This is a genomic window from Hanstruepera flava, from assembly GCF_023634025.1.
Classification (GTDB): Bacteria; Bacteroidota; Bacteroidia; order Flavobacteriales; family Flavobacteriaceae; genus Hanstruepera; species Hanstruepera flava.
This window is the reverse complement of sequence record NZ_JALJCW010000001.1, coordinates 821,848-835,290: the sequence shown is the minus strand read 5'-3', so window position 1 is coordinate 835,290 and position 13,443 is coordinate 821,848. Positions and strand designations below refer to the sequence as shown.

14 protein-coding genes and 1 tRNA gene are annotated in these 13,443 nt (G+C 33.1%); 9 read left to right on the top strand and 6 right to left on the bottom strand.

Annotated elements, in window-relative coordinates; all coding sequences use genetic code 11:
* Window positions 1-4: 4 nt before the first annotated feature.
* From MTX13_RS03985 to MTX13_RS03965, 5 genes are all read left to right on the top strand, one after another.
* On the top strand, window positions 5-667 hold the full coding sequence (locus MTX13_RS03985) for a cell division protein FtsQ/DivIB (RefSeq protein WP_317238870.1): 663 nt from the start codon (window positions 5-7) through the stop codon (window positions 665-667).
* Window positions 668-670: 3 nt separating this feature from the next.
* Window positions 671-1,987 (top strand): cell division protein FtsA, encoded by a 1,317-nt coding sequence (ftsA, locus tag MTX13_RS03980; RefSeq protein WP_250433087.1) that lies wholly within the window; start codon window positions 671-673, stop codon window positions 1,985-1,987.
* A gap of 33 nt (window positions 1,988-2,020) precedes the next feature.
* Window positions 2,021-3,964: a cell division protein FtsZ gene (ftsZ, locus tag MTX13_RS03975; RefSeq protein ID WP_250433086.1), complete on the top strand. Its 1,944-nt coding sequence runs from the start codon at window positions 2,021-2,023 to the stop codon at window positions 3,962-3,964.
* 155 nt (window positions 3,965-4,119) lie between these two features.
* Window positions 4,120-4,572, top strand: coding sequence for a GatB/YqeY domain-containing protein (locus MTX13_RS03970; protein ID WP_250433085.1), 453 nt, complete (start codon window positions 4,120-4,122; stop codon window positions 4,570-4,572).
* Between the two features lie 13 nt (window positions 4,573-4,585).
* Window positions 4,586-4,659, top strand: a tRNA-Arg gene (locus MTX13_RS03965).
* An 85-nt stretch (window positions 4,660-4,744) separates the two neighbouring features.
* On the opposite strand, the gene MTX13_RS03960 is transcribed toward MTX13_RS03965, so the two are convergent.
* Window positions 4,745-6,808 (bottom strand): glycosyltransferase family 9 protein, encoded by a 2,064-nt coding sequence (locus MTX13_RS03960; protein ID WP_250433084.1) that lies wholly within the window; start codon window positions 6,806-6,808, stop codon window positions 4,745-4,747.
* A 68-nt stretch (window positions 6,809-6,876) separates the two neighbouring features.
* Window positions 6,877-7,065, bottom strand: coding sequence for a hypothetical protein (locus tag MTX13_RS03955; RefSeq protein ID WP_250433083.1), 189 nt, complete (start codon window positions 7,063-7,065; stop codon window positions 6,877-6,879).
* A 102-nt stretch (window positions 7,066-7,167) separates the two neighbouring features.
* Between MTX13_RS03955 and MTX13_RS03950 the strand changes: the two genes are divergently transcribed.
* Both MTX13_RS03950 and MTX13_RS03945 read left to right on the top strand, forming a co-directional pair.
* Window positions 7,168-8,010: a zinc-dependent peptidase gene (locus tag MTX13_RS03950; protein WP_250433082.1), complete on the top strand. Its 843-nt coding sequence runs from the start codon at window positions 7,168-7,170 to the stop codon at window positions 8,008-8,010.
* 77 nt (window positions 8,011-8,087) lie between these two features.
* Window positions 8,088-8,507, top strand: a complete 420-nt coding sequence (locus tag MTX13_RS03945) for a CBS domain-containing protein (RefSeq protein ID WP_250433081.1) — start codon at window positions 8,088-8,090, stop codon at window positions 8,505-8,507.
* Window positions 8,508-8,549: 42 nt separating this feature from the next.
* Here the strand turns inward: MTX13_RS03945 and rpe are convergent, their stop codons facing one another.
* Complete coding sequence (gene rpe, locus MTX13_RS03940; RefSeq protein ID WP_250433080.1) at window positions 8,550-9,212, bottom strand: ribulose-phosphate 3-epimerase; 663 nt, start codon at window positions 9,210-9,212, stop codon at window positions 8,550-8,552.
* 142 nt (window positions 9,213-9,354) lie between these two features.
* On the bottom strand, window positions 9,355-10,218 hold the full coding sequence (locus MTX13_RS03935; protein ID WP_007648330.1) for a sigma-70 family RNA polymerase sigma factor: 864 nt from the start codon (window positions 10,216-10,218) through the stop codon (window positions 9,355-9,357).
* Window positions 10,219-10,401: 183 nt separating this feature from the next.
* On the opposite strand from MTX13_RS03935, the gene MTX13_RS03930 reads away from it, so the two are divergent.
* On the top strand, window positions 10,402-10,797 hold the full coding sequence (locus MTX13_RS03930; protein ID WP_250433079.1) for a hypothetical protein: 396 nt from the start codon (window positions 10,402-10,404) through the stop codon (window positions 10,795-10,797).
* A 65-nt stretch (window positions 10,798-10,862) separates the two neighbouring features.
* Here MTX13_RS03930 and MTX13_RS03925 read toward each other — a convergent pair whose 3' ends face one another.
* Window positions 10,863-11,177, bottom strand: a complete 315-nt coding sequence (locus tag MTX13_RS03925) for a hypothetical protein (protein WP_250433078.1) — start codon at window positions 11,175-11,177, stop codon at window positions 10,863-10,865.
* 23 nt (window positions 11,178-11,200) lie between these two features.
* Window positions 11,201-12,166: a sodium-dependent bicarbonate transport family permease gene (locus MTX13_RS03920; RefSeq protein WP_250433077.1), complete on the bottom strand. Its 966-nt coding sequence runs from the start codon at window positions 12,164-12,166 to the stop codon at window positions 11,201-11,203.
* Window positions 12,167-12,469: 303 nt separating this feature from the next.
* Here MTX13_RS03920 and MTX13_RS03915 point away from each other — a divergent pair, with 303 nt between their 5' ends.
* Entirely contained in the window at window positions 12,470-13,393 is a 924-nt protein-coding gene (locus tag MTX13_RS03915) for a LysR family transcriptional regulator (protein ID WP_250433076.1), read from the top strand.
* Window positions 13,394-13,443: the final 50 nt, after the last annotated feature.

Genomic DNA, 13,443 nt, shown 5'->3' with positions numbered 1-13,443 from the left:
CGGTTTGTTTGCCTTTTCAAATGAAAAAAATAATGAAAGAAAAATAACAAACATTGAAATATTTTTTGAAGGTGAAGACAACCTTTTTATAACACATGAGACTGTTAGTAAATTGTTAATACAAAATCAAGGCACTGTTAAAAATAAGCCTAAAGAAACTTTAGATTTGAATTTATTGGAATCTGCCCTGAATTCTAATCCAATGATTAAATCTGCTCAAGTATTTGTCAGTGTTGACGGCGATTTGACCGCAGAGATAAAACAAAAAAAACCAATAGCTCGAGTACGAAGCTCAGAGTCTTTTTACATAGATGAAGAAGGAGGTTACATGCCTTTATCAACAAATTATACGGCTAGAGTGCCAATAGTTACTGGTAAAGTCACTAAAGACAACTTGAAAACAGTTTTTAAAATGGCTCAGAAAATCACAAATGATGATTTTCTTTTAAAGCATGTAACACAAATTCATCAAAATGATGATAATCGAATTTCTTTAAGATTGAGACAAGTAGGTTTTGAAGTCTTTGTTGGAGATTTGAATAATTTGGATAGAAAAATAAACAATTTAAAAGCTTTTTATAAAAAAGCTACAAAAGACAAAATTTTAAACAATTACAGTAAAGTGAATCTGCAATTTGATAGCCAGGTAGTTTGCACTAAATCTTAAACTATGGGAGAAAATATAGCAATAGGGTTAGATATTGGAACCACAAAAATTGTGGCCATGGTTGGTCGTAAAAACGAGTATGGAAAAGTAGATATTTTAGGTATAGGACGCTCTAAAAGTCTTGGTGTTCATAGAGGTGTGGTAAATAATATTACCCAAACTATTCAATCTATACAGTTGGCAGTTCAGGAAGCCGAAGCAGCTTCTGATATAAAAATTGAAAATGTAACCGTTGGTATAGCCGGACAGCACATTCGTAGTTTACAACATAGCGATTATATTACCCGATCCAACTCTGAACTGGTAATAGACGAAGATGATATAGAGCGTTTAATCAATCAGGTGCACAAATTGGTAATGCTACCTGGGGAAGAAATAATTCATGTGTTACCACAAGAATTTAAAGTTGATGGGCAGGCTGAAATAAAAGAACCCATTGGTATGTATGGTGGACGATTGGAAGCTAACTTCCATGTGGTGGTTGGTCAGGTGTCATCTATCAGGAATATTGGTAGATGTGTAAAAAGTGCAGGATTAAACCTTGAAGGTATAACATTGGAACCTTTGGCTTCTTCTAATGCCGTTTTAAGCCAGGAAGAAAAAGAAGCTGGAGTAGCATTAATCGATATTGGAGGTGGTACAACAGATTTGGCCATTTTTAGGGATGGGATAATTCGTCATACAGCAGTAATTCCTTTTGGTGGAAATGTCATAACAGAAGACATTAAGGAAGGTTGCTCCATTATAGAAAAGCAAGCTGAATTATTAAAAATCAAATTCGGGTCAGCTTGGCCAGGAGAAAATAAGGATAACGAAATTGTTTCCATACCTGGATTAAGAGGTCGTGAGCCTAAAGAAATTACACTTAAAAACTTGTCTAAAATAATCCACGCACGGGTAGTTGAGATTATTGAACAGGTATATGTAGAGATTAAAAATTATGGCCACGAAGAACAAAAAAAGAAATTAATAGCAGGTATAGTTCTAACTGGTGGTGGAAGCCAATTAAAGCACTTAAAGCAATTAGTGGAGTATATTACAGGAATGGATACTAGAATAGGTTTTCCTAACGAGCATTTAGCTGGAGACAGTGATGATGAAATTACCAGTCCGTTATATGCAACAGCAGTTGGGCTTGTAATGGATGGTTTAAAACGCCAAGAACGTAAAAAGGTAGAGATGGAGTATCAAGCTTCAATTCAAGAACAGGAATCTAACGACGATGTGCATGAAGATATTGAAGTTCCGAAGCCTGTAAGACGCTCCTTTTTAGACAAGTTAACCGACAAGGTTAAAGATTTTTTAGATAACGCAGAATAAATTAATTAATAAAGCACAAATAAAACGTAATTCATGAGCAGCAACAAAGAATTCGAAACTAGTATTTCATTTGATTTACCGAAAAATCAATCAAATGTAATTAAGGTCATTGGTGTAGGTGGTGGTGGTAGCAATGCCATAAATCACATGTTCCAACAAGGTATTAAAGGTGTCGATTTTGTCATCTGTAATACAGACGCTCAAGCCCTACAAAATAGTGGTGTTCCAAACAAAATTCAATTGGGTGTTAACTTAACCGAAGGGTTAGGTGCTGGCGCTAACCCAGATATTGGTGAGAAATCGGCAGTAGAAAGTGTTGAAGATATTCAAAACATGCTAGACACCAATACTAAAATGGTTTTCATTACCGCAGGAATGGGTGGTGGAACAGGTACAGGTGCAGCACCAATTATCGCCAAAATGGCTAAAGATTTAGATATTTTAACGGTTGGAATCGTTACCATGCCTTTCCAATTCGAAGGTAAAATGCGTAATCAACAAGCTCAAATAGGGATTGAAAAATTACGAAACGTAGTTGATTCGTTGGTGGTTATCAATAACAACAAACTGCGTGAGGTTTATGGTAATTTAGGATTTAAAGCTGGTTTTTCTAAAGCCGATGAAGTATTATCTACTGCAGCACGTGGAATAGCAGAAGTTATTACACATCACTATACGCAAAACATCGATTTACGCGATGCCAAAACCGTATTAAGTAATAGTGGAACAGCTATTATGGGATCGGCAACTGCTTCAGGCCAAGACCGTGCCAAAGAAGCTATTCGAAAAGCATTGGATTCTCCGTTGTTAAATGATAATAAAATTACAGGTGCTAAAAATGTATTGCTGCTTATAGTATCTGGATCGCAGGAAATCACTATTGATGAAATAGGAGAAATCAATGACCATATTCAAGATGAAGCCGGTCATGGTGCCAACATTATTATGGGTGTTGGTGAAGACGACGCATTAGAAGAATCTATAGCAGTAACCATTATAGCTACAGGCTTTGATGTGGATCAACAAGCTGAAATTTCTAATACTGAAGTTAAAAAAGTTATCCATGCCCTTGAGGACGACCAATCTATGGAACAAGATTTAACGCGTCAAACCCGAGAGCCAGCAATTATTACACCTAATATTGAACTGGAAGAAAAAACAGAAGCTCCAGTGGTTAAGCATACTCTAGATTTAGATGAGTTAGAAGACATTGAAAAGCCTTCACAACCTAAACAAGAAATGGATAATTTAATAGCAACAACCCATGAGATTAAAAACATGGAAGTTGTTTATGAAGAAATATTATCACTAGTAAATGAGGATGAATTTGAGATTACAACAGCGGCTCCAACTATAGAGATTGAGGATGAAGAAGAACAGCAAATTACTTTAAGCTTCGACCTACCTTTAAGTGAAACCAAGATAGAAGAGCAGCCGATTGAGAATAAAGGGGAAGATATGGTGGTTCATGAATTGGATGAAAATATCAAAAAAATGCCCGTAAAGGATTATATCGAACTCATTACAGTTACAGAAACTAATGAAGAAGGTGAAATTCGCTATGCTTTGGACGATTATATAGAACTAGAATCTACAATGAACAAAACAGCTATTGAATCTAAAGTGAAAGAGAAGGTTGTTGAAGAAGAGGAAGTAGTTTTTGAAAAGAAAGTTGTTGAGCCTATAGCGAAAGAAGTAGCTGAAGAAATAGACCCTATGAACAGCCCTATTTCAGAGCTTTTAAAAGAGCGTGCTGAAGAACGTAGGCGTAAAATGAAAGATTTCAACTATAAATTCAATAATGCAAAAATTGATGATATAGAGAAAATACCAGCATATAAGCGTCAAGGTGTGGATCTAGACGATTCAAAACCATCATCAGAATCTAACCGTTCGAGTACCAGTTTAAGTGTTGATGATAATGATGATATTCAATTACGCAATAATAATTCGTTTTTACACGACAACGTAGATTAGATTAATAGCAACTAAGTTTAGTGTTTAAACTTCAGGAAAGCCCGAAAAACATCCTTCGATTTTTCGGGTTTTCTATTTAAGAAAACTTTGTAAGGATTAGCAAATGCTAAAAGCGTATTTCTTTTTATCTTCGCAAAACTAAAATGGTTAGAATTATGAGTTTACAGCAAGAGGTAATGACGGCTTTAAAAGATGCCATGAAAGCAAAAGACCAAACCGCTTTAACAGCATTAAGAGCCGTTAAATCGGCTATTTTGTTAGCCCAGACAGAAAGTGGTGCACAAGCTGATTTAAGTGAAGAACAGGAACTAAAAATATTGCAAAAGCAAGTTAAGCAACGTAAGGACAGTGCAGCTGTGTATATTGAACAAGGGCGTGAGGATTTAGCGGCACCTGAATTGGCTGAGGCTGAAATTATCAGTCAGTTTTTACCAGAAGCTTTGAGTGAGGAAGAAATTGAAAAAGTTGTAGTGACAACTATAGATAGAATTGGAGCAGACGGTATGAAAGATATGGGTAAAGTCATGGGAATGGTCAGTAAAGAGTTGGCTGGACAAGCTGACGGAAAGACTATTTCAAATATTGTGAAACAAAAATTGTCACAATAAATTTATAAGAATTGGCCTTGTAGCTCAACTGAATAGAGCACTGGATTTCGGCTCCAGCGGTTGGGGGTTTGAATCCCTCCAGGGTCACAAATAAACACTTCAAAAAGAAAAAATGCCAAGTTTACTTGAGCATTTTTTTGTTTTTTAACAATTTTAAAAATTATGGTTGTGTTCAAAATCTTGGAATTTCAAAAAAGATATTACGCTCCTTTAAAATATTAAAGACTGAAATAAAGCTATCTTCCTGATTATTTTTAGGCATGGTTTCGTTTAGTAGACTATTGACATTCTGTTTCATTTTATTATCATGAAACTCTAATAATAGTTCTTCGTCTTTTAATGTTAAAAGACAATCGTTTATACCTTTTTCTATAACTAGTTCTGGATTAACCTTTAATAGGGTCTTACTGAAATTAGGGTAAGCTTTTTGCAACACTTTGTATAATGCCTCTAAAACTCTATTCACAGTAATAGAGGTCAAGCAAACTCTATGATTACAATTTAGTATTACATCATAATTACATTTTAAATCACAGACGCCTTTTTTGCCCCAAATTAATTCGTTAAATTCAGAGAAAATTCCCCAACTTCCTGGGCCAGTAGGGCCATAAATCCCTACGCTGGGTACGTTGAAGGCCCCAGCAACGTGTGTAATGCCAGCATCGTTACCAATATGAAAAAGTGCTTTAGACATTGCCTTACCAACATCTGTCATTCCACCTGTAATATATTCTACATTAGGCATTGGTTTTTTGAAATACTTATCTATTTCTGGATCGTTAGGTCCTTTAATTATTTTACATTTTAGCTTTGGATAAAGCTCATAAATGCTTTCAATTAATTTAGCATATTGATCAGTAGGCCATATCTTTAATAAAAATCCAGCGCCATGATGTAAGACAAAGTATGGTTCTTGTAAATTTTTTTTAGTTTGAAAATAGGGATAGCCATAATGAGAATTGTCGATATTTATGTGCAGTTTGGAAACCGTATCAATATAGTGCTGTATGGCATGTTGCTTAACTTTTTTATGTGTTGGGTATTTTAAGGCATGAGGTAAGTTATAACCTCTGAATGCAGGGTAATTTCCTAATTCATAAATACCGTCGTATAGGTGTTCTTGGTTTTTAGCGACTTTCTCACTAATAATGGTAATGGTTTTTAAGTGTGTTTTAAAAAAGTCAACTAATCTTGATGATACGGCAAAGTGAACGTTTTCTGATACATCTACTAATCTTTTAATTGCTGGTAATGCAAAAAATATATCACCTAAACCACCATAGCTTTTATATACCAGTACTTTGCCTAAATTATTGCTTTCATTTTGAAATTCATTATTAATAATCCTTTCAATAAAAACCCAAAAATCCACTAAAGCCTGTTTCATATCTTTGATTGCTTTCTCTTTATTTCCTGGGTAAAAATCAAATGAAAACGTGCCTATGAGATCATTTGCAATAATATTACAACCTGATAAAAAAGCCTCTGCGGCCAGTCTACCTGAGGGTTCTGGCCAGACAGGTTGACAAATAAATGTTTTTGTTTTTCCTAATATTTCAAGTACCTTTTTGTTAGAAATTGGTTTGTAAAAAGTTACATTTTTAGGTATTTCTTGGCTTAATCGATTCCTGCCATAAACAGGAAATTCAATTTCAGGATGCTCTTCAGCATAAGCTAGATATGCTTTTCCTCCTTTTAAATAATTCAAATCACCAAAAAACGGAATTTTATTATCTAACTTATTTTTTGAAGGTTTTAAGTCATCAACACAAACCGTAGGTGGCATTATATGATGATTAGAAACAGCTTCTCCGTAAAATTCATAATGTGCTTGATAATGTTTTGGAGATTGAAAGATGTTAAGTTTAGCTTGAGCAAACAATTTTCTAAAAGCATGAAACTTATCAGGTTTACAACAGTTAGATATTTTTTTGTCTACGGTACAAAGAATATTACGTCTGATACAAAAATTGTAATCAAATTCGATTTTAATATAAGGTGTTTTAAGGGTTAAAATAAAAGTAATCAAATTGAGCTCATAACTACAGCGTGATGTGCTACACACTATAATTAAATCAGAGTTGGCTATTTTGGATTTTGTTAGTTCAAAATTCTTGAGGTTGTCAATATTTACAATATATTTTTCCTTGCCTATGTCATATAATTGATTAATAGTAAGTTCGGCTCCTCTTGGAGTATGTAGAGGAGTATCGTGAAGGAATAAGATGTTTTTCAAGGATATTATTATTAAATCTCGAAAGAACTAGAAAACCAATAATATGGACGCAAATAGGTTTTTAGATGTTAATAGCCATCGTCATAATAACCATCATCATAATACCCGTCATCGTAGTATCCATCACCATAGTAACCATCATTAAAAGAGCTGTCATCATCATTGCTACAAGAGGTTATTGTAGAAGCTGTAATAGAAATTGCAGAAACAGCTAAAATAGCTTGACCAGATTTTTTTAAAAATTTTCTTCTGTCCATGTTTAAACATGTTTGATTAATAAAGTTAAGAAAAAAAACGGAAATTTTATTTCATTTATAATATTTTTACAAAAGAGATTAAAAGGTAAGATTTAAGCAATCATGATTGATATCCCAAATTTATCAACAGAATACCTTATTATGTTTGGTGTTTTAGTTGCTGTGTTAATAGGGCTAATTATTTATGCCATAGTCAATATGGTAGAGTTGGCTTATGTTATGATCCATAAAAAACCACTTTACAGACATGGTATTGGTTTTAAAAATAAGTTGCCAGAACCCTACAGACAAATATTGGCTTCTCAATTCCGCTTTTACAATAAATTGTCAAATCGCGAAAAACGTTTTTTCGAGCATCGTGTGGCACGTTTTATTTACGACAAAAAGTTTGTTGGAAGAAAGGGAATTGTAGTCTCCAATGAGATGGAAATACTTATTTCGGCAACTGCTGTAATGTTAACCTTTGGGTATCGAAATTATTTTTTGAATTCTTTAGAAATGATCATTATTTATCCTGAAGCCTTTTATTCTAAAACAAATGATGCTTATCACAAAGGGGAATATAATCCTAAGATTAAGGCTTTAGTTTTATCTTGGCAAGATTTTTTAACGGGTTATGATATCACTAATGATAATCTTAATCTTGGTATTCATGAATTTACCCATGCCTTACATGTAAATAGTTTAACAGAACGGCATATTGGAGCTACAATTTTTGGAGACACATTTATGGAGATTACTAATTTATTGGCTGACGAGGCAGGATTAAGAGAGCGTATTATAGCATCAAAGTATTTTAGAGACTATGCTTTTACCAACCAATTTGAGTTTTTGGCAGTCATTATTGAATCGTTTATTGAAACACCAGAGGAGTTTAGAGCACAATTTCCACAACTTTACGCTAAAACAAAGCAGATGCTCAATTTTAATTTTGCCAATTATTAAAGGCGTATTATGATTTTTATCATATTTTTTCTTCTATCACATGCGTAACTTTAAATTCCTTATTAAAATAGATAGTCATGAAAAAAAGAACGCCAATATCCGAGATAATGACCAAAAATGTCATTACGCTAAATTATACAGATGAATTAGAAACAGCCGAGCGCTTATTTAAAAAACATCATATTAGACATATTCCTGTTGTAAGTGGTGATACCATTAAAGGTATTTTAAGTTATACTGATTTGTTACGCATTAGTTTTGCTGATGCTGTAGATGAAGACGAAGATACCATAGATACTGTTGTTTATAATATGTTTACCATTGATCAGGTTATGGCAAAAAATATGGTAAGTGTAACATCAGATACGACTATAAAGGAAGTGGCCGAAATACTTTCAAAACGAGAGTTTCACGCATTGCCAGTAGTGGACAATGATAGATTAGTAGGTATAGTTACAACTACAGATTTAATAAATTATTTGATTGATCAGTTTTAAATAACACTTAAAGTGAAAAAGCTCCAGAAATGGAGCTTTTTTTTATGAGTTGGCAAGTTGTTTTAATCTTTTTATTGTTTCAGTTGGGTTGTCACTTTTAAAAACGTGACTCCCTGCTACAAAGGCATCAGCTCCTGCTTCAACCAATTGTTCAATATTTTTATCTGTAACACCGCCATCAACCTCTATTCGTGTGTTTAAACCTTGTGCATTAGCCATATCACGTAATCTTTTAATACGATTATAAGTAATATCTTCAAATTTCTGTCCGCCAAAACCAGGGTTGATCGACATTAAAAGAACCATGTAGCATTTCGGTAAAATATCTTCTAATACATTTATTGGTGTTGTTAAATTTAAAACCACACCTGCTTTACAACCAGCATCCTCAATTTGAGTAAGGGTTCTATGCAAATGAACAGTAGATTCGTAATGGACGGTAATAATATCGGCACCAACTTTTACAAATTCTTCAATATAGCGTTCTGGTTTTTCAATCATTAAATGCACATCCAAAGGTTTGGTGGCATGTTTTTTAATGGCTTGAATCACTGGCATGCCATACGATATATTGGGGACAAAATGCCCATCCATAACATCAATATGAAACCAATCGGCTTCACTATTGTTTACCATTTCGGTATCGCGTTGTAGGTTGCCAAAATCGGCAGCAAGCATGGAAGGTGCAATTATTTTAGAATTCATGGGAGTTGTATTGTTTGTTTCGGCAAAAATAATGTAAAAAAGTGAACCCTCGGTAATCAGCCGAGGGTTCTTTCATCAATCAAAAAACGAACAGTTATGTTTTGTAACTGTTTGTTACGGTTATTTAGTCGTAATTAGCTTACTAACCTAAATATGTTTTCAATATTTTACTTCGAGACGTATGTTTTAATCTACGAATCGCTTTTTCTTTAATCTGTCTAACACGCTCACGGGTTAAATCGAATGTTTCGCCTATTTCTTCCAATGTCATTGGGTGTTGGTTTCCTAACCCAAAATACAAGCGAATAACATCTGCTTCACGAGGTGTTAAGGTTTCTAGTGCACGCTCAATTTCAGTACGTAAAGACTCGTGTAATAAATCTTTATCCGGATTTGGCGATTCACCAGAGTTTAATACATCATATAAGTTAGAATCTTCACCTTCTACTAAAGGTGCATCCATACTAACGTGACGTCCAGAATTTTTCATAGACTCCTTAACATCGTTAATGGTCATATCCAATTCTTTGGCAATCTCTTCAGCACTTGGCGGACGCTCATGTGCTTGCTCTAAAAAAGCAAAGGTTTTATTGATTTTATTAATAGAACCAATTTTGTTTAATGGCAAACGCACAATACGCGATTGTTCTGCCAAAGCCTGTAAGATAGATTGACGAATCCACCAAACAGCATACGATATGAATTTAAAACCACGTGTTTCATCAAAACGTTGCGCAGCTTTGATTAAGCCTAAATTACCTTCGTTAATTAAGTCTGGTAATGTTAAACCTTGGTTTTGATATTGCTTTGCTACCGAAACTACGAAACGTAAATTAGCCTTCGTAAGCTTTTCTAAAGCTATCTGGTCTCCAGCTTTGATGCGCTGTGCTAATTCTACTTCTTCGTCTGCGGTAATTAAGTCAACTTTTCCTATTTCTTGTAGATATTTATCTAACGAAGCAGTTTCTCTATTGGTAACCTGCTTGGTAATTTTAAGTTGTCTCATGTAAAGGATTTCTGTATTTAATTGTTCGAACGTTAATGTTCTAATAAGTTATACGTAAGAAAAGGGTATTTTGTTACAAAAAGTTTAAGAAATCTTTAAATAAGTCCTTATTGAAGGTTTTTTTTAAATGTTTGGACGTAATGTAGTATATTGACATTCAATTTTTAACAAAAAAAAATAATCATGAAAAAACTTTTATTTTTATTCCTTGCATTTAGTGTAATGCAGGTATCTGGACAGACCTTGTCATCTATGTCAAAAAGCACAACCGCTTCAAGTAGTTCTATGATTGAGGGTTTAGCTGCTAATCAAGTTGAAAGTTTGGCTAAAAAATTAAATTTAAATGAGACTCAACAAAAACAAGTTTCTGGTTTAGTTGTAAGTCAGTTAAAGAGCGAAAAATTCCAAAAGATGTTAAGTGGCATTGGTGCCGATAAGTTAATTGGCTCTGGTGAAACTAGCAAAGTTGACGAACAAGTCCAAAATGCCTTATTATTGGATAAAGATTTTCAAAAAGGTATGAGTTCTGTTTTAGATGATAAACAAATGAAAGCCATGAATGGTTTTACACCAAAATAGACAGTCATAATCAACAAATATTAAAAAGCCCATCAATAATTTGATGGGCTTTTTATATAATTTGCTTATTGTTCTAATGAGATGTCTATCATACTATTAATGCGTAATCTACCATCAAATTCTTTTACAGAATTGAAATATTCTTTTGCATCTTGTTTTGCTTTCAATAGTTCATCGATTCTTCCTGTATCGTATTCACATGAGTCGTTAGAGTTTCCTTCAGTTATAGACAGTCTTTTTAATTTATGATGGTTTATTTTTATGTTTAGAACAGCATCAATTATGTCTGCTGCTTCTTTAGCGCTAAATAAGCCATCAATAAGCTTAATTTTTTGTTCAGTTAATAAATTTTCTTTTTTTGCGTCTAGTGTATTTTCCATAATAATAAATTTTAAGAGTTATTTTAAAAGTATTTAATAATGCATAAGTAAAGTGGCATACCTAACGTTATGTTGAACGGGAATGTTATAGCAAGAGCCATTGGAATATAAAGACTTGGACTAGCTTTTGGTACGGCAATTTTCATGGCAGCAGGAACAGCTATATAAGATGCACTTGCAGCAAGTATAGCAAACAATAATCTGTTGCCTACACTTTCTAAAAATATACCACTGGTATAAGCTACAATTGAGCCGTTTATAATTGGAATTATAATTGCAAACCATAGAGCAAACCAACCTTTCTTGATAAAATCTTTTAGTTTTTTTCCACTAGTAATTCCCATGTCCAGTAGAAATACTGCCAAAAAGCCTTTAAAAATATCAGTTGTGAATGGTTTGATGCCTTCGGCTTGAGCATCGCTAGCTAAATAACCAATTACTAAACTTCCAATTATTAATAAAACACTTCCGTTAAATAAGGCATGTGATAATACTGTTTTTATAGGTACATCTGATTTGTTTTTTGAACCTTTAAAGATGGTAATTAAAACAAGGCCTACCATTATTGATGGTGCTTCCATAAGGGCCATGACTGCCACCATATGTCCACCAAAAGAAATCTGCTCTAATTCTAAAAAAGAAATGGCAGTTACAAAGGTCACTGCACTAACGGAACCATAAGCAGCGGCAATTGCTCCGGAATTTTCAAGGCTAAATTTCTTCTTTAAAATCAAAAATGTGTAGATAGGTACAACTATGGCTAAAAAAACACCGAATAATAATGACCAAATTATTTCCATATTCAGATTGCTGTGTGATAATTCTTGTCCACCTTTGAATCCAATTGCTAAAAGCAGGTAAAGCGAAATAAATTTCGATGAATTTTCAGGAATCTGCAAATCGCTTTTTAATTGGACTGCTAAAATTCCTAGAAAAAAGAATAATAAAGCTGGATTAGTAAGATTGTCAATTAGTAAATGGAGATCCATATTTGATATTAATTTCTGTATTTATTGTTTTCCGATGTTTGAAATAAATAGTACAAGCAAGGATATAAAACCGCATATCAAAATTTCTTTAACAAAGAGTCCGTCATTTTTTAACGATAGATATATAAAAAGTGAAAATATCAACATCATTAATATGACACTAGTTTCAATTGATTTACTTTGTAATTTCTTAAAGCTTTTAACGAGTTTTTCTTTCATGTTTTTTATATTTTGATGCAAAGATGGTGTATTATATTTATATATTTTTATTTATATTTATTATGAAATACATATTAAAAATTTATGAACTATACTTTACATCAATTAGAGATATTCTTGAAAGTATCAGATTTGAAGAGTGTTACAAAGGCATCAGAAGCTCTTTTTTTAACACAACCTGCGGTATCAATTCAATTAAAAAAATTCCAAGATCAATTTAATATACCGTTATTTGAAGTAGTAGGACGAAAGATTTATATAACAGATTTTGGTGAAGAAATAGCCTTGGCAGCCAAAAAAATATTGGGTGAAGTTGAGGCCATCAACTATAAGGCATTGTCTTATCAAGGAGAGCTAGCAGGTAAAATAAAAATTGCCATAGTTTCTACTGCAAAATATGTCATGCCATATTTTATTTCAGAATTCATAAATGCTAACAGAGGTGTAGATCTTAATATGGATGTAACAAATAAATCAAATGTTTTGCAAGCTTTAGAAAACAATGAAGTGGATTTTGCCATGGTGTCTACAATTCCTAAAAACTTAAAGGTAAACCGAATAGAATTAATGAAGAATAAGCTATACATGGTTGGTCCAAAGGATTATAAATTAAAAACTAAATATTTATCTATTTCTGAAATCCAGAAACTACCATTAATATACAGAGAGCAAGGTTCAGCTACTCGTTTAGCAATGGAAACCTTTATAGAGTCAAGGAAGGTTTCAACTTATAAAACCATGGAGTTAACATCTAATGAGGCTTTAAAGCAAGCAGTCATTTCCGGATTAGGATTTTCAATAATGCCAGTAATAGGTATAAAAAACGCACTTGCGAGTAATGAACTTCAAATTATTCCAGTAAAAGGTTTACCAATAATTACAAATTGGAGTTTGATCTGGTTGAATACCAAAAAACTATCTCCGGTAGCAGAAAAATTATTAGAATATATAAACACCAATAAGTCAGCTATTATTGAAGAGCATTTTGGCTACTTGAAAAATTATTGAATAAAAAAACCTCAAAGACAAGTTTGAGGTTTTTTTATTGTTAAGAAATA